This is a genomic window from Metabacillus niabensis, from assembly GCF_020524345.1.
GTDB lineage: Bacteria > Bacillota > Bacilli > Bacillales > Bacillaceae > Metabacillus > Metabacillus niabensis_B.
This window is the reverse complement of the sequence record NZ_JAIVLH010000001.1, coordinates 493,119-507,493: the sequence shown is the minus strand read 5'-3', so window position 1 is coordinate 507,493 and position 14,375 is coordinate 493,119. Positions and strand designations below refer to the sequence as shown.

Below are 14,375 nucleotides of genomic sequence, written 5' to 3'. Positions count from 1 at the left end.
CTTTTCAAAAATGTAAAGGGCAGCTTATCTATAAAATGATGTAAAAAATAAATAAGACCTATCTATAAAAGACTTTTTCGAAGGTTTCTGTCCGAAAGAGCCAATTATGAGGTAGGTCTTTTACCTTTACATGATTGTAGCAGCTGGTTCCTGTCCTAAGATTTCAACAATTTTATTATTCTCATCCATAATTGCTATTTTTGGCTGGTGAGTTGAAATGTTCTCTTCAGCTATCATTGTATAAGTTAAGATGATGACAATATCACCTTCTTGAACAAGTCTTGCTGCTGCCCCATTAAGACATATTACCCCGCTGCCTCTTTCTCCAGGTATGATATAGGTTTCAAGGCGGGCACCGTTGTTATTGTTCACTATTTGCACCTTTTCATTTGGAAGCATACCTACTGCATCAATAATATCTTGGTCAATTGTAATACTGCCAACATAGTTTAAATTCGCTTCTGTTACTCGTGCACGATGAATTTTACCATTCAACATTGTACGAAACATCCATTTTTTCCTCCAAACAATTTTTTTGTCTATATTGTCATAATTGTATATTTCATTAAATTTCAATCGTTATATTATCAATTAGTCTTGCATTTGTAAACTTAACTGCTATTGCAATAATGATTTTACCGGTAATTACCTCTAGTTCCTTAAGCTCGGGATACGATAAAACTTCAATATAATCAATTATACCGGAAGTTTCTGTTTTAATTAATGATGAAACTTGCTCAATGATTGCCTGTTTATTTCGTTCTCCATTTAAAATCGTTTCCTCGGCTATTTTTAAGCTTTTATATAAGATAGGTGCCTGTGATCGTTCTTCTTCGTTTAAATAAACATTGCGAGAACTTTTTGCTAAGCCATCTTCCTCTCTAACTGTCGAAACAGGTACTAAGTCAATTGGAAAATGAAATTCTTTGATTAATCCATCAATAACAGCAACCTGCTGAGCGTCTTTCATTCCAAAATATGCCCGATTAGGCTGCACTAAATGAAATAGCTTTGTAAGTACAGTTGCTACTCCATCAAAATGCCCGTTTCTGGATTTTCCACATAGAACATTTACGCGATTTCGAACAGAAACTGTATATGAAGGTTTATCGGGATACATTTCTTCTACTTGAGGTCGAAACAGCACATCGACACCCGCTTGTTTGGCAATCGCTTCATCGTGTTCTGCATCTCTTGGATATGAGTCAAAATCCTCATTAGGGCCAAACTGCAGAGGATTAACAAAAATACTCAAAACCACAATATCGTTTGTCTCCCTCGCTTCTTCAATAAGCTTTACATGTCCTTCATGTAAAAAGCCCATTGTAGGTACAAATCCAATAGTTTGATGACTTTGATAGCTATTTAATTTATCTTTAAGATCTTGTTTTGTTTCAACGACAATCATTTACTTATTCCTCCATACAAGCTGTGCAATACTTCCTCTTTCATATTAAAAGAGTGTTTTTCTTCAGGAAATGATCTATTTTTAACATCTGCTATATAATGACTAATTGAGGTCTGAACTGTCTCTGAGATTGAAACGTATTGTTTGACAAATTTTGGGACATATCCAGATCCGTAGCCTATTAAATCATGATACACCAATACTTGACCATCTGTTTGACGTCCAGCACCAATTCCGATAGTAGGGATTGTTAGAAATTTTGTAATCTCTTCCGCTAATTGTTGCGGAACACACTCTAATACGAGAGCAATTGCACCTGCTTCCTGGCACCTTTTAGCATCATCAATTAATTTTTTCGCTGCTTCCGCATCTTTTCCCTGCACTTTATATCCACCGAGGACATTAACTGATTGTGGTGTCAAACCTAAGTGGGAAATAACTGGAATCCCTCCGAAGGTAAGAGCTTCGATAACAGAAGTTACCCCATCAGCTCCTTCTAATTTAACAGCATCCGCCCCACCTTCCTGCATAATTCTAGCCGCATTTTTCATTGTTTCATCCTTTGAAAGATGGTAGGACATAAACGGCATATCGGTTACAACAAAAGTGTCCTTTGCACCACGTTTAACAGCTTTTGTATGATGAATCATATCATTAACGGTTACCGGGATTGTAGAGTCATAACCAAGTACAACCATCCCCAGTGAATCTCCTACAAGGATCATATCTATTCCTGCAAGTTCAGCTTGCTTAGCACTAGGAAAATCATATGCTGTCAACATGGTAATCGGCTCATTTCTTTCCTTCATTTTCATAAAATCTTGTCTTGTTTTCATGGTTTCCCTCCAAGTCAATAGATGTGGAACTTATGACTTTAACAGTATTGTTGGGTAGTACATTAAAAGAAAAACTAAGGAGAGAAGATGAATGACCTGATTATTTGGTAATATACATATTCCCATATCGCATTACTTAATTAAAATAAAAATCCTTCATATCAACAAAGATAGAAGGATTAAAGGTTTTTATAGTCAAATTCATCCCTCTGTCCTAGTCCATTCATGGATCAAGGCAGGTTAAATTAACGAAATTTGTATTCTTATTATTACTGATAACAAGCAATTATTACTCAATCTTTTTCTTTTAACGGTGTAGTTCCAATTTAGATACTACCCATAGAAAAGTATAGCAGAAAAATTTGCTAAACACCATTGTGATATATCATAAAAAACATTCATTATTTATATTACTGAAGTTCAATATCTGCGGAATAAATTTGTTTTACCGAACCGTCACTTGTTTGAATTAATAAAACACCAGCATCATTTATTCCAATCGCTATACCCTCAATAGTGCCATTTATTGTTCTTGCCGTAATTGGCTTTTGTAAGCTAACAGCATAGCCTTCCCAAAGTAATTTAATTGGTCTAAAACCTTGTGCTAAATAAAGTGAGTAGAGATTCTCAAATTTCAAGAGTATCTCTTGAATCAATTGGGCTCGATCCCATTGTTTATCAGTTTCTAATTGAATGGACGTTGCGACATGACGTAGCTCCTCTGGAAAATCAGTTATGGATTGATTTACATTTATTCCTGTTCCAATTATGATCGAATGTACCCTATCAGCTTCTGCCTGTAATTCTGTTAAAATACCAACCAGCTTTTTTCCGTTAATTAATATGTCATTGGGCCATTTTATATCAGGCTTTAGTGGTGTAATCTCCTCAATAGCTTGTACAATGGCTACGGCCGTTAAAAGTGTCAACTGTGGCGCTGCCTGAACAGCTATATTTGGTCTGATAATAAGACTCATCCAAATCCCTGTCCCGCTGGGAGAATACCATTGTCTCGCCATTCTTCCTCTACCATTTGTTTGTTGTTCTGCAACTACAATAGTTCCTTCCTCCGCTCCTTCATTTGCTAATGTTTGAGCTATTTTTTGAGTAGAAGATACGGTTTCTTCAAAATGAACATGGTGCCCCATTTTCCTAGTCTTAAGTCCAATTTTAATTTCATTACCACTAATTTTATTTGGCTTTTTTGTTATACGATAGCCCAATCTCCTTACTGCTTCTAATTCGTATCCGTCTTTTCTTAGGTCCTCTATATGCTTCCATACTGCTGTTCTAGAGCAGCCAATATAATCGCTAAGTTTTTGACCTGATACAAAACCGCCTTCTGCGTTTGAAAAGGCTTCTAATAATTTTGATCGAAGTCCTGACTGCATGTTAATAGCCACTCCTTTATTTCTGATCTTTTATTTTCTATTCTCTTCAACAAAACTGCTTTTTCAATTTTTCCCATTACTTGTGCGACCCAAGGACCCGGTTCTTTATTTATCCATTGAATTAAATCATGACCATTAACCGCTATTTCTTTTTTTGTTTTGATAGGTAATTGATTAAAAGAAACTTTTAATTTATTTACATTTTCATTTATTTGTTGAGAATTTAGTAAAATAGACCGGATCCTTTCAACAGCAATTGCTGTACCAAGACCAGCCTCATATAATAATAAATCTGTCCATTCTGGATTTTTCAATTGTAAAGTAAGAAAGGAAAGATTTTTTCGTACAGATTTTATTAATTTATTAGATAGTTTCCATTTTCTTAAGAAAATTTCAACTGCAGAAGGGCTTATATAATATGTTAATACAGTCCAAAGTTCTTCCCTTGTAGTAAGGTATTTAAATGGAAAGGAGGAAAGCTTTTCTAACATCACTTTTCCTCCAACAAAACCTGGTAAATAGTTATATACCTTGCATTGAATAACAAGATGTAAAGCTGATTTAACATTAACACCTTTTAACAACTTCTCTATTTCAGTTGTCTTTCTTTCAACTGAGATTGCGTCGAGCAAATGAACGTGATGTTTGATTGCTTCTTCTGTTTCTACAGACAAAGTGAAATGTAATTGACTTACAAATCGAAGAGCTCTCAACATTCTTAAGGCATCCTCATTAAATCTTTCTTTGGGCGAATCTACTGTATGAATCAACTTTTGTTTCATATGATCTTTTCCGTGAAAATAATCAAAAACTTCACCATTAATGTTCATAGCCATTGCATTAATGGTGAAATCTCTTCTACGTAAATCCTCTTTTAATGAGGTGATAAATTGGACATTGTTTGGACGCCTGAAATCTTCGTATCCTGATTCCGCCCTATATGTCGTGACTTCATACTGCTCTTTTTCATGCATAACAATTATCGTGCCATGCTCTGCTCCAACATCTATCGTTTTAAGGAAGATGTTCTTAATATCTTCAGGTTTAGCAGAGGTTGCGATATCTACATCTCCAATTTCTCTTCCTAATAAGAAATCACGGACTGCTCCACCAACAAAATAGGCCTCAAAGCCTGATTGATGTAGTTTTTCTAAAATCGGTTTGGCTTCATCAAATGGAGTCTCCAATTTTTACACCTTCTAGTAACTTATAGTAAATTGATTCATATTGAGAAACAATTTTATCAGAATGAAAACGTTCCTTAGCAAGAGTTGTCGCGCTTTCTGCCATTCTGCTATGTAAATCTTGATCAGATAATATTTGAATTGCTCTAATAGCAATGGTCTCAATATCACCTACGTCACATATGTATCCTGTTTCACCTTCAAGGATTACTTCAGGTATTCCCCCTGCATTTGTTCCTATACATGGGACACCACACGCCATAGCTTCTAAGAGCACCAAGCCAAAACTTTCCTTTTCTGATAATAATAAAATTAAATCACTGATTGAGTAAAGTTCTTCTAAACTGTCTTGTTTACCAAGAAATAATACATGTTCAACAAGACCTAATTCTCGTACCAGTCTATTCACATATGTCATTTCAGGACCGTCTCCAACCAGAAGAAGCTTTGACTTTACTTTTCTATGTATTTTTTGGAAAGCGTAAACAACATCTTGGACCCGTTTAACTTTTCTAAAGTTTGATACATGGATAATAACCTTTTCATCTTCTTCAATTTTGTACTCTTTCTTCAAATGCATGGCATCGTTTTTATAATAAACACGATCATCAATAAAGTTGTAGACTGTTTCAATTTTTTTATCGGGATGGAGCAAATCATATGTTTGATTAACCAATGCATTTGATACTGCCGTAACTTGATCTGAGGATTCAATCCCAAATCGAATCATATCAGCCAGTGATTGATCGTACCCGAGCACCGTAATATCGGTACCATGTAATGTTGTGACTATTTTTAAATCTTTTTTCACCATTTGTTTAGCTAAATATGCACAAATTGCATGAGGAATAGCATAATGGACATGAAGGAGGTCTAAATCCTCTCTGTTTGCAACTTCCGCCATTTTACTCGCTAATGCTAAATCATAAGGTGGATATTTAAAGACTGAATATTGATTAACCTCTACTTCATGAAATGTAATATTACAATATACTTTATTTAATCGAAAAGGAAGACTTGAGGTAATAAAATGTACTTCGTGTCCTTTTTCGGCTAATAATTTTCCAAGCTCTGTTGCTACAACACCTGACCCGCCAACAGATGGATAACATGTTATTCCTATTTTAAGTTTCTTTTTCATTATGCATCACCAATCAAATCATTAGAAAGTAGGATTGGCTTTCTTGATAAAAACCCCTCAGCAAACATGACACCAACCTCTTTTCCATATATTCGTTCTCTACTTTCTACAGCTTCGATATAACCATTTGTTAAAGGTGTATCTGTTGAACCATCTACTTTTTCAAATTGACTATCATATGCACGTAAACTATTTAATTTGATCTCAATAGTCTCAGATATATCAATTACAAAATTCGGTTTAAGAAATCCGTTAATCATATAAAAATACACATGTTGAACGCGATGGGCAGGTAAACCCTGACTGTCTTGATAATTTTTGATCCCTGCTGAAAAAACCGCTTCTTCAACCAGTCTCGAACAATTCCCATGATCCGGATGACGATCTTTAAAATAAGGAGCGAAGACTATTCGTGGTTTGTATGTTCTAATAATTTCAACAATTTCTTTTATGGAAGAATCTGATAAATAGAGACCCCGATCTGGAATCGATAGCTGAATTCTCTCTGTAATACCCAAAATTTCACCAGCATGTTTGGCCTCTTTTTGTCTAGTTAAAACTGTGCCATTTGACGATAATTCAGCCTTAGTTAAATCACAGATCCCTATCTTTAGTCCTTTTTGAGTATACTTAGCAATTGTTCCCCCCATCCCGATTTCGACATCATCAGGATGGGCACCAATCGCAAGGAAATCCAATTGTTTACTCATTTTCCTCTCCTTGTAACATAGTATATAATCATTCTAATACTATCTATAATGTTTATTTTTCTTTCTTTTCATGAATGATATTACGCCATTGGAAATCTCCACGATCCAATCCACGTACTAATATCTCCGCTGTCCCCATATTTGTTGCTAGTGGTATTGAATAAACATCACAAAGACGAATTAATGCCGTAATATCCGGTTCATGTGGTTGTGCTGTTAAAGGATCTCTAAAGAAAATAACCATGTCCATTTCATTTTTTGCGATCAAAGCCCCTATTTCTTGATCTCCTCCAAGAGGGCCTGATTGAAAACGATGAACAGGTAAGTCAGTAGCCTCATTAATACGAAAACCTGTAGTACCTGTAGCAAACAGTTGGTGCTCGGAAAAAATCGGTTGGTAAGCCATCACAAATTGAACAAGATCGTTTTTCTTTTTATCGTGAGCTATTAATGCAATTTTCATGAACATTTCCCCTTTATCTGTTATTCAATAATATTTTCTAATCCATATACTAATAAATCTATATTCATAACATTTTCAACAGCTAATTTAACTCCAGACATAAATGAAGCGCGGTTATAGGAGTCGTGACGTATTTTTAATGTTTGACCATCGCCTCCAAAAAGAACCTCCTGATGAGCAATTAAACCCGGCAGGCGAACACTGTGGATACGAATACCATTCATATTCGCCCCTCGTGCACCTGGTAAGATTTCTTGTTCATTAGGATGGCCTTGTTGTTTTTCTTCTCTTACTTCAGAAATCATTTCCGCTGTTTTTAACCCAGTTCCTGATGGAGCATCTAACTTTTGATCATGATGTTGTTCAATTATCTCAACATCTTGAAAATACTTCGCAGCCATTTGTGAAAATTTCATCATCAAAATAGCCCCGATTGCAAAGTTAGGAGCAATAATCGCACCAATCCCTTTTTCTTCTGTCAGTTGTTGAAGCTCCTTTAAATCTGCTTCAGAAAAACCAGTTGTGCCAACAACCGGGCGTACACCATGCATTAGCGCTTTTTTTGTATGTACCTTCCCAATTTCAGGTGTAGTTAAATCAATTAAAACATCGGGATTTGTTTCAAAGAAACATTTTTCTATATCTGTATAAACCGGAACATCTGCATTAAAGCCTTCAATTTGATTAAGTCTCATTCCCTCGTATTTATGGTCGACAACTGCTACTAGGTGAAAATGTTTTGTGTCTTCTACTAGTTTTACAGCTTCACTGCCCATTCTCCCACGTGCACCAGCAATAACAATCTTAATTTCTGACATAAATAAATCTCCTTTAATTTTCTTTTCTTGTCCAACGATCCTTATCTCTAGTATTGAACTTTTCCAAAACTAGATTATGGGCTTGTTCTAAATCTATTTGTAAGGAATTAGCAAGGCAAATCAGGACAAATAATACATCCCCAATCTCTTCCTCAATCTTTTTCTCTTCTTCCGATGTTTTTTTCGGTTTTTCACCATAGGAGTGATTTATTTCTCTTGCTAATTCTCCAACTTCTTCAGTAATTCTAGCCATCATGGCTAATGGTGAAAAATAACCCTCCTTAAATTGACCTATGTAATCATCTACTTCTTTTTGAAGGTCCTTCATAGATTTATTCTCCACTATTATCACCTCATTCTTTTCTATTCAATGTTAGCTAAATCATCATTAATTTACAATTATTTCGTCATGAATTTCTCAAAATTTGCACCTTGACATTCTATCAACTATAATATTTACGCTGTGATGTATTAGCGGAGGTGGAATATGCTGCAAGATCTTAGGATAAAAAACATCGTATTTATTTTGATTGGTTCAGGTATTTTTGGTTTTGGTCTTGTTCATTTTAACATTCAAAACAACCTAGCAGAAGGCGGATTTACTGGTATAACACTTTTGCTTTATTTTCTTTTTCATATTGACCCTTCTATATCTAACCTGGTCTTAAACATCCCACTTTTCATAATCGGTTGGCGGGTACTTGGGAAGACTTCTTTTGTTTACACAATTATTGGAACAGTTAGTCTTTCTTTATATTTATGGATATTTCAGAGATATCAAATCCAAATGCCATTGAAAGATGACCTTACTTTGGCCGCACTATTTGCAGGTGTTTCTATTGGAATTGGCCTTGGAACAATTTTCCGATACGGAGGAACAACTGGTGGTGTAGATATCATTGCAAGGTTGACTCATCGATATATTGGTTGGAGTATGGGAAAAACAATGTTTTTATTTGATTTATGCGTAATCACGATATCCTGGGTAGCATACCTTTCTTATAAAGAAGCTATGTATACACTTGTGGCTGTTTTTGTTGGAGCCAGAGTAATCGACTTTATGCAGGAGGGTGCATATGCTGCAAAAGGTGCAACGATTATTTCAAATCTTCCTGAAGAAATTGCTGCTAAAATAATGAAGGAAATGGATCGTGGAGTTACAATTTTAAAAGGGCAAGGATCTTATTCTAAACAAGATCGAAATGTCCTTTATTGTGTTGTTGGAAAAAATGAAATTGTTCGTTTGAAAAATGTTATTACTTCGGTAGATCCTCATGCATTTGTTGCTGTGAGCGATGTTCATGATGTGTTAGGTGAAGGTTTTACCTTAGACGAAAATAAAAAACCCTTATCAAGGTAAGCATGCTAAAAGAGAGTGATAAAAAGTCACTCTCTTTTTGGTGATACTTTATTTCATACTATTGTCTTTTTCACGTTTTATAAGCTTTTCTTTTTCTCCTCTATACTTTCTAAAACCAGAGTAGGATAATGCTAATAAGATAATACTTCCTGTTGAGATCATAACCCATAATAATGATGGGTCTGCTTCATCCTCTTTGACTCTTTCAAAAATTGCTTTTAATTCTTCTTCCATCACAGCTAATTGTTTTGCTTGACTCGTTTCCGATATTTCTTGAAAGAGTTGATTTTCCACAACAGAGATATGTTCATCCATACGTTTTATGCGTTGTATATCCAGATCCACTTGAATACTGGGATATATAACCTCATATAGTGCAAGAAACTCATTAAAATCATGTTGAAAAGATTGATTATCTCCTTCTTGTACATCGCTTTTCATTTGAGAGAAAGTTTCCATTATGGATGTTTCCATTGAACTCCATAATGGTTGATGCTCAGATACCATTGCATCGACCACTAAACGAAATTTTGTTAAAGATCTTACCTTTTCGGTTGTACTTACTTTATCGTCTAATAATAGCTCGTGTGCATTTTGATGGGTATTCGAAAGAGTCCGGTAATGATCGAGTGATAGTTCTTGTCTGTCAATTGGTATTTCTTCAAATTTGACAGCAAAGTACTCTAGTAGTTGGACAGACTCGTTAAACCGTTCCTGCTTTGCTAGTTGCAGGGCCGTATCAGCTATCTCATTAAGTGATTTCCAGTCGTACGATTCATCTGCAAATGCTGGTTTTATATGTAGAAGCAACATACTAAAAATAATGACGACTAATAATTTCTTCATCCTTGTCCCCCCTAGAACATCTATTAAAACGTATGTTCATTGGGACAAGGTTAGACCAACAATTTGCCTTGGATGTCTGTAATATTTGTTATACATTTATTAGAATAAGTAAAAACCTAGCAGCAAAAAGTGCTAGGTTATTTCGAGTTGCTTTAGTTGATTTCTTATCACTAAATAGTAAGCTATTCCTACAGATATTATACTTAACCAAAATGTCATATAACCGATTTCATTTAAATATTCCATTAAAACACTATAACGGGGCATCATTTCAAAGACATAGTCTATGACATCATTATGTAACGTCCAAATTGCAGCTACAATCAAATGCCATGCTTTAAACCGGTAATATGAGGCATACAATAACCCCTGAACAGCCATGCCAAAATGAGAAGCGATAAGCATGTAACCTTCCCTAGGCAAAGTACCATTTACCGCTAATACAAGCAGATTCATAATAACTGCCCAAATACCATATTTAAATAACGTAACAATTGCTAAAGCTTCTATAATTGGTAAATTCCGCTTAAATAAGAAAGCAAATAAGACAATCGTAAAAAACAGACTTGCTGTTGGACTATCAGGAACAAATATATAAAAATGAGCAGGTGTTTCTGCCAATTGATATCTGTACCAATAATATCCGTAAATCGTACCAAACAAATTAATGATGAACATAACAAATATGATTGGCCTCTGTCCTAATAGATATTGGAATACTCTCATTAAGTTCACACACCAAACTTAGTATTTTTTTGATACTTGCTCGCTAATTTCTTCCACAAAATTATATTATTTTTATCAAAAAAAAGCTGACAAATGTCAGCTTTTATTTTGAAGTCACACCAGAGATAAACTCTGAAAGTACTTTTAATTCTTCATCAGTACCTTTAAATACTCCAGCAGGCATACTACCTTGACCATTCTTAGCAATATCTGCAATAGCATCAGGCTCTAAACCATTGTCAACAAGAGCTTTACCGGCAGCTCCTCCTTCAAGGTTATCACCATGACATGAAATACAGCCTTGCTCCTGGTAGATAGCATATCCTTCAGATTCTTTATCAATATCCGCTTCAGCTTTTATTTTCCCCTGTTCAGCTGCTGCTTCCCAGTCGTGTGTTGCAACAGATTCCCAAGTTAAGAAGAATGTTGCCGCAACACCAAGAATCATCATTCCTACTGCAACAGGACGCTTAGCAGGGCGACGTTCAGGCCCTCGATCTAAGAATGGTGCTAACATTAATGCACCAAATGCAAGTCCCGGAATCACGATTGCTCCGATTACTGTATATGGACCAGATGCAAACGAATATTTTAACAATTGGTATAAGAATAAGAAGTACCAGTCTGGTAATGGAATATAGCCAGCATCCGTAGGATCTGCTACACGCTCAAGCGGTGATGGATGCGCTATGGTTAAACATAAAAATCCGATTAAGAAAACAGCACCAACTAACCACTCCTTGAGGAGGAAGTTCGGCCAGAATGCTTCTGTTTTCCCAGGGTATTCCGAATAATCCTTCGGAATGTTAGGTTTTCTCTCGGCTGAAATACGAGAGTCACCGACAAATTTCATACCTTTTCCGCGATGCATGATTTCCCCTCCTTACTAAGGTGGTTTCCGATATAAATAAAATTACAATGATTAATCATATTTCTTCTTATAGTGGACCAGAAATACCTTGCTTACGAATCATAATAAAGTGAGCTGCCATTAGACCGAATAATGCAGCCGGTAAGAAAAAGACATGGATAGCAAAGAAACGGGTAAGTGTTTGAGCACCTACAATATCCGGGTGTCCTGATAACAATGTCTTAACTGTTGGTCCAATTAATGGAACAGATTCTGCAATTTGCAGAGTAACTTTTGTAGCAAATAATGCTTTCATATCCCATGGTAATAAATAACCAGTTAAACCGAGTCCAAGCATAACAAAGAAAATAAGTACACCAACTACCCAGTTTAATTCACGAGGTTTTTTATAAGCCCCTTGGAAAAAGACACGAAGTGTATGTAGGAACATCATGACAATGACCAAACTGGCTCCCCAGTGGTGCATTCCACGAACAATTTGTCCGAAAGCTACTTCATTTTGAAGATAAAAAACGGATTCCCAAGCATTTTTAATGTCCGGTACATAGTACATCGTTAAAAACATACCAGAAAGAACTTGGATAACGGTAACAAAGAACGTTAATCCGCCAAAGCAGTATACAAAGGCAGAAAAATGATGTGCAGGGTTTACGTGCTCTGGAACTTCATGGTCAGCAATATCGCGCCACATAGGCGTAATATCTAACCGTTCGTCAACCCAATCATAAATTTTGTTAAGCAATTTGATTACGCCTCCCCTCGTGGTTTCGCTTTACCTAAGAATAAATAGCCATCTTTCACTTCATGTACATAAACATCAAGTGGTGCAAGAGGCGGTGTACCAGGAACATTTTTACCATCTTTTTCATATAATCCATAATGACATGGACAGAAAAACTTGTTCGGATTTCCTGGATCATTATTCCATCCTACTGTACATCCAAGATGCTTACAGATTGGTGAAAGGGCTGTAATTTTATCGCCTTCCTTAAAAACCCAAGCTGATTTTGTTTCTTCTGATTCATACCAAGCATCTTTTTGTTTGATTTTAAAGTCAAAGCGTTGAGGTTCTTCAGTGATTTCGTCAACCTTTACTACTTGAACCAAATCGGTTTCCTCTGCTGGTCGGAGCACAGGGTCAAGTGCAAAGCGAACCATTGGCATTAGCATACCTGCAGCCATGAAACCGCCTACACCGGTAAGCGTATAGTTCAAGAATTGACGTCTAGAAACTCGATGTTTTTTCTCGCTCATCATTTTCCCCCCTCTATCTTAAGCTCTGTCCGTTATGGACATACGGAAATGATATATAAAACTAGGACATACTCATGATATATCAATCTTTCCATGAGGTCAATAAAATCCTGTTTTCTAATCCTGGAAATGAAAAGGTTTTTATGATTTGTTCCAAGATTGTAATAAAATGTTCAAAATTTGTTCGACTTGATCTTGTAACAGCTTTCTTTTTAAATTTTCATCCATATTCTCAAGAGGTATTGTTGGAAGCCAAATTAATTTCCCCTCCAATTGTTCATTCTTTTCTTCCTTTAATTCCGTATCACTCGTTAAGAAGACTACATGTTTAAATTCTTGTTGTAATTCAGTTTTCCACTCTATTAAATTTTCAATCACATTTTCTGATTTTTTTAAGTAAGAATACGTTGGAAATAGAAAAACTCTCCCCTTCAACTGTCTTTCAAGGTCCATACTAACCAAATTGATAAATTCACCTTTTGACACGGTGTTCTTAAAATCTGAACCAACTGAAATAGCCACCAGCGGTACAACCGCCGTATCAATATATTCCTTCGTTTGATTATATAAGTCAACATCATTTGAAACCCACTTCATTATCCACAACTCCCTATTGGCATATTTATATATTGTTATTATAAAGCTTGTACGAACTATTGTTAAATGATTAGTAAAGTATGTAGTTTGAAACATGTTTTAAAAATAAAAAGGGTAACTCACTTTAAGTCAATCACACACTGGACATCAACATTCTTTTGTCCCGGTGATCCTTCTAAATGAGTTACCAATATAGATTATTTTTCTTTTAATTGCTTTAATTGATGAGTTAACGTTTGAAACATTTCTTTATCTTGTTGATCAAGTGCTTGATCAATTAAATGTAGAAGCTTTTCTTTTTGATAACGCTGAATAGAGTATTCAAGAATTTGTTCTGCTATTTCTTTATCTTTTTCATTTTCATTTAAATGTTCCGGCATAAAAGGATTTGATTCGAGAACTGCAGCATATTGTGGTGACTGATAAGCTGACCTGAAATTAAGCTGAATAAAAAGCTCTTCGTCTTTATTTAGTCTTATATCGTGAAAAGACTTCTCAGCATCTGTCGTCATCACATTTTCTTTATAAAAGCGGAATGGAACTTCTTCAACACAATGCGTGGACATAATAATCCCTCTTGGGCAATATTGAGCCTGCTCGACAAAATGTACCTTTTCCATTAGAGTGTCATGACTCATTAAATAATTTAATATCCATACGCATTCTCTTCTTTTTAATTGATAATGGTTTAGAAACCACCTGATGAAGTCTTTCTTTTCATGGACAGATACAGGGGCCACCATACTATTCCCTCCTCTGCAATATCGAGT

At 35.5% G+C, this 14,375-nt stretch carries 18 protein-coding genes; 1 reads left to right on the top strand and 17 read right to left on the bottom strand.

Annotated elements, in window-relative coordinates; translation table 11 throughout:
• Nucleotides 1-126: 126 nt before the first annotated feature.
• The 10 genes from panD to LC095_RS02605 form a co-directional block, all read right to left on the bottom strand.
• Entirely contained in the window at nucleotides 127-510 is a 384-nt protein-coding gene (gene panD, locus LC095_RS02650; RefSeq protein ID WP_226526668.1) for an aspartate 1-decarboxylase, read from the bottom strand.
• Nucleotides 511-565: 55 nt separating this feature from the next.
• On the bottom strand, nucleotides 566-1,408 hold the full coding sequence (panC, locus tag LC095_RS02645) for a pantoate--beta-alanine ligase (RefSeq protein ID WP_226526667.1): 843 nt from the start codon (nucleotides 1,406-1,408) through the stop codon (nucleotides 566-568).
• Complete coding sequence (panB, locus tag LC095_RS02640) at nucleotides 1,405-2,244, bottom strand: 3-methyl-2-oxobutanoate hydroxymethyltransferase (protein WP_226526666.1); 840 nt, start codon at nucleotides 2,242-2,244, stop codon at nucleotides 1,405-1,407. Before panB ends, panC begins: the two co-directional genes overlap by 4 nt.
• Nucleotides 2,245-2,654: 410 nt before the next feature.
• The gene (locus LC095_RS02635) at nucleotides 2,655-3,635 is read right to left on the bottom strand and encodes a biotin--[acetyl-CoA-carboxylase] ligase (protein ID WP_226526665.1); all 981 of its coding nucleotides are present in this window, start codon (nucleotides 3,633-3,635) and stop codon (nucleotides 2,655-2,657) included.
• Nucleotides 3,605-4,822: a CCA tRNA nucleotidyltransferase gene (locus LC095_RS02630; RefSeq protein ID WP_226526664.1), complete on the bottom strand. Its 1,218-nt coding sequence runs from the start codon at nucleotides 4,820-4,822 to the stop codon at nucleotides 3,605-3,607. Before LC095_RS02630 ends, LC095_RS02635 begins: the two co-directional genes overlap by 31 nt.
• Nucleotides 4,806-5,960 carry an N-acetyl-alpha-D-glucosaminyl L-malate synthase BshA gene (bshA, locus tag LC095_RS02625; RefSeq protein ID WP_226526663.1) on the bottom strand — a complete coding sequence of 385 codons (1,155 nt, stop codon included), beginning with the start codon at nucleotides 5,958-5,960 and terminating at the stop codon, nucleotides 4,806-4,808. Before bshA ends, LC095_RS02630 begins: the two co-directional genes overlap by 17 nt.
• Nucleotides 5,960-6,670, bottom strand: a complete 711-nt coding sequence (bshB1, locus tag LC095_RS02620; protein WP_226526662.1) for a bacillithiol biosynthesis deacetylase BshB1 — start codon at nucleotides 6,668-6,670, stop codon at nucleotides 5,960-5,962. Before bshB1 ends, bshA begins: the two co-directional genes overlap by 1 nt.
• Nucleotides 6,671-6,722: 52 nt before the next feature.
• Nucleotides 6,723-7,133, bottom strand: a complete 411-nt coding sequence (gene mgsA, locus LC095_RS02615; protein ID WP_226526661.1) for a methylglyoxal synthase — start codon at nucleotides 7,131-7,133, stop codon at nucleotides 6,723-6,725.
• Between the two features lie 20 nt (nucleotides 7,134-7,153).
• Entirely contained in the window at nucleotides 7,154-7,951 is a 798-nt protein-coding gene (gene dapB, locus LC095_RS02610; protein WP_226526660.1) for a 4-hydroxy-tetrahydrodipicolinate reductase, read from the bottom strand.
• 13 nt (nucleotides 7,952-7,964) lie between these two features.
• The gene (locus LC095_RS02605; protein WP_226526659.1) at nucleotides 7,965-8,279 is read right to left on the bottom strand and encodes a nucleotide pyrophosphohydrolase; all 315 of its coding nucleotides are present in this window, start codon (nucleotides 8,277-8,279) and stop codon (nucleotides 7,965-7,967) included.
• Nucleotides 8,280-8,438: 159 nt separating this feature from the next.
• Here LC095_RS02605 and LC095_RS02600 point away from each other — a divergent pair, with 159 nt between their 5' ends.
• Entirely contained in the window at nucleotides 8,439-9,311 is an 873-nt protein-coding gene (locus LC095_RS02600) for a YitT family protein (protein WP_226526658.1), read from the top strand.
• 48 nt (nucleotides 9,312-9,359) lie between these two features.
• Here LC095_RS02600 and ypjB read toward each other — a convergent pair whose 3' ends face one another.
• The 7 genes from ypjB to LC095_RS02565 all read right to left on the bottom strand — a co-directional run bounded on the left by ypjB (nucleotide 9,360) and on the right by LC095_RS02565 (nucleotide 14,348).
• Complete coding sequence (ypjB, locus tag LC095_RS02595) at nucleotides 9,360-10,157, bottom strand: sporulation protein YpjB (protein WP_226526657.1); 798 nt, start codon at nucleotides 10,155-10,157, stop codon at nucleotides 9,360-9,362.
• A 132-nt stretch (nucleotides 10,158-10,289) separates the two neighbouring features.
• Nucleotides 10,290-10,883: a DUF1405 domain-containing protein gene (locus tag LC095_RS02590; protein ID WP_226526656.1), complete on the bottom strand. Its 594-nt coding sequence runs from the start codon at nucleotides 10,881-10,883 to the stop codon at nucleotides 10,290-10,292.
• Nucleotides 10,884-10,986: 103 nt separating this feature from the next.
• Complete coding sequence (locus LC095_RS02585; RefSeq protein WP_026560194.1) at nucleotides 10,987-11,754, bottom strand: menaquinol-cytochrome c reductase cytochrome b/c subunit; 768 nt, start codon at nucleotides 11,752-11,754, stop codon at nucleotides 10,987-10,989.
• A gap of 67 nt (nucleotides 11,755-11,821) precedes the next feature.
• Nucleotides 11,822-12,496 carry a menaquinol-cytochrome c reductase cytochrome b subunit gene (qcrB, locus tag LC095_RS02580; protein WP_026560195.1) on the bottom strand — a complete coding sequence of 225 codons (675 nt, stop codon included), beginning with the start codon at nucleotides 12,494-12,496 and terminating at the stop codon, nucleotides 11,822-11,824.
• A 5-nt stretch (nucleotides 12,497-12,501) separates the two neighbouring features.
• Nucleotides 12,502-13,008, bottom strand: coding sequence for a ubiquinol-cytochrome c reductase iron-sulfur subunit (locus tag LC095_RS02575; RefSeq protein ID WP_026560196.1), 507 nt, complete (start codon nucleotides 13,006-13,008; stop codon nucleotides 12,502-12,504).
• A 141-nt stretch (nucleotides 13,009-13,149) separates the two neighbouring features.
• Complete coding sequence (locus LC095_RS02570; protein WP_226526655.1) at nucleotides 13,150-13,605, bottom strand: YpiF family protein; 456 nt, start codon at nucleotides 13,603-13,605, stop codon at nucleotides 13,150-13,152.
• A 197-nt stretch (nucleotides 13,606-13,802) separates the two neighbouring features.
• Entirely contained in the window at nucleotides 13,803-14,348 is a 546-nt protein-coding gene (locus LC095_RS02565) for a ReoY family proteolytic degradation factor (RefSeq protein ID WP_226526654.1), read from the bottom strand.
• Nucleotides 14,349-14,375: the final 27 nt, after the last annotated feature.

Excerpts from the sequence above, each read along its gene's own strand:
- panD (WP_226526668.1), bottom strand. The coding sequence starts at position 510 with ATGTTTCGTACAATGTTGAATGGTAAAATTCATCGTGCACGAGTAACA.
- panC (WP_226526667.1), bottom strand. The coding sequence starts at position 1,408 with ATGATTGTCGTTGAAACAAAACAAGATCTTAAAGATAAATTAAATAGC.
- panB (WP_226526666.1), bottom strand. The coding sequence starts at position 2,244 with ATGAAAACAAGACAAGATTTTATGAAAATGAAGGAAAGAAATGAGCCG.
- LC095_RS02635 (WP_226526665.1), bottom strand. The coding sequence starts at position 3,635 with ATGCAGTCAGGACTTCGATCAAAATTATTAGAAGCCTTTTCAAACGCA.
- bshA (WP_226526663.1), bottom strand. The coding sequence starts at position 5,960 with ATGAAAAAGAAACTTAAAATAGGAATAACATGTTATCCATCTGTTGGC.
- bshB1 (WP_226526662.1), bottom strand. The coding sequence starts at position 6,670 with ATGAGTAAACAATTGGATTTCCTTGCGATTGGTGCCCATCCTGATGAT.
- mgsA (WP_226526661.1), bottom strand. The coding sequence starts at position 7,133 with ATGAAAATTGCATTAATAGCTCACGATAAAAAGAAAAACGATCTTGTT.
- dapB (WP_226526660.1), bottom strand. The coding sequence starts at position 7,951 with ATGTCAGAAATTAAGATTGTTATTGCTGGTGCACGTGGGAGAATGGGC.
- LC095_RS02605 (WP_226526659.1), bottom strand. The coding sequence starts at position 8,279 with ATGAAGGACCTTCAAAAAGAAGTAGATGATTACATAGGTCAATTTAAG.
- LC095_RS02600 (WP_226526658.1), top strand. The coding sequence starts at position 8,439 with ATGCTGCAAGATCTTAGGATAAAAAACATCGTATTTATTTTGATTGGT.
- ypjB (WP_226526657.1), bottom strand. The coding sequence starts at position 10,157 with ATGAAGAAATTATTAGTCGTCATTATTTTTAGTATGTTGCTTCTACAT.
- LC095_RS02590 (WP_226526656.1), bottom strand. The coding sequence starts at position 10,883 with ATGAGAGTATTCCAATATCTATTAGGACAGAGGCCAATCATATTTGTT.
- LC095_RS02585 (WP_026560194.1), bottom strand. The coding sequence starts at position 11,754 with ATGCATCGCGGAAAAGGTATGAAATTTGTCGGTGACTCTCGTATTTCA.
- LC095_RS02575 (WP_026560196.1), bottom strand. The coding sequence starts at position 13,008 with ATGAGCGAGAAAAAACATCGAGTTTCTAGACGTCAATTCTTGAACTAT.
- LC095_RS02570 (WP_226526655.1), bottom strand. The coding sequence starts at position 13,605 with ATGAAGTGGGTTTCAAATGATGTTGACTTATATAATCAAACGAAGGAA.
- LC095_RS02565 (WP_226526654.1), bottom strand. The coding sequence starts at position 14,348 with ATGGTGGCCCCTGTATCTGTCCATGAAAAGAAAGACTTCATCAGGTGG.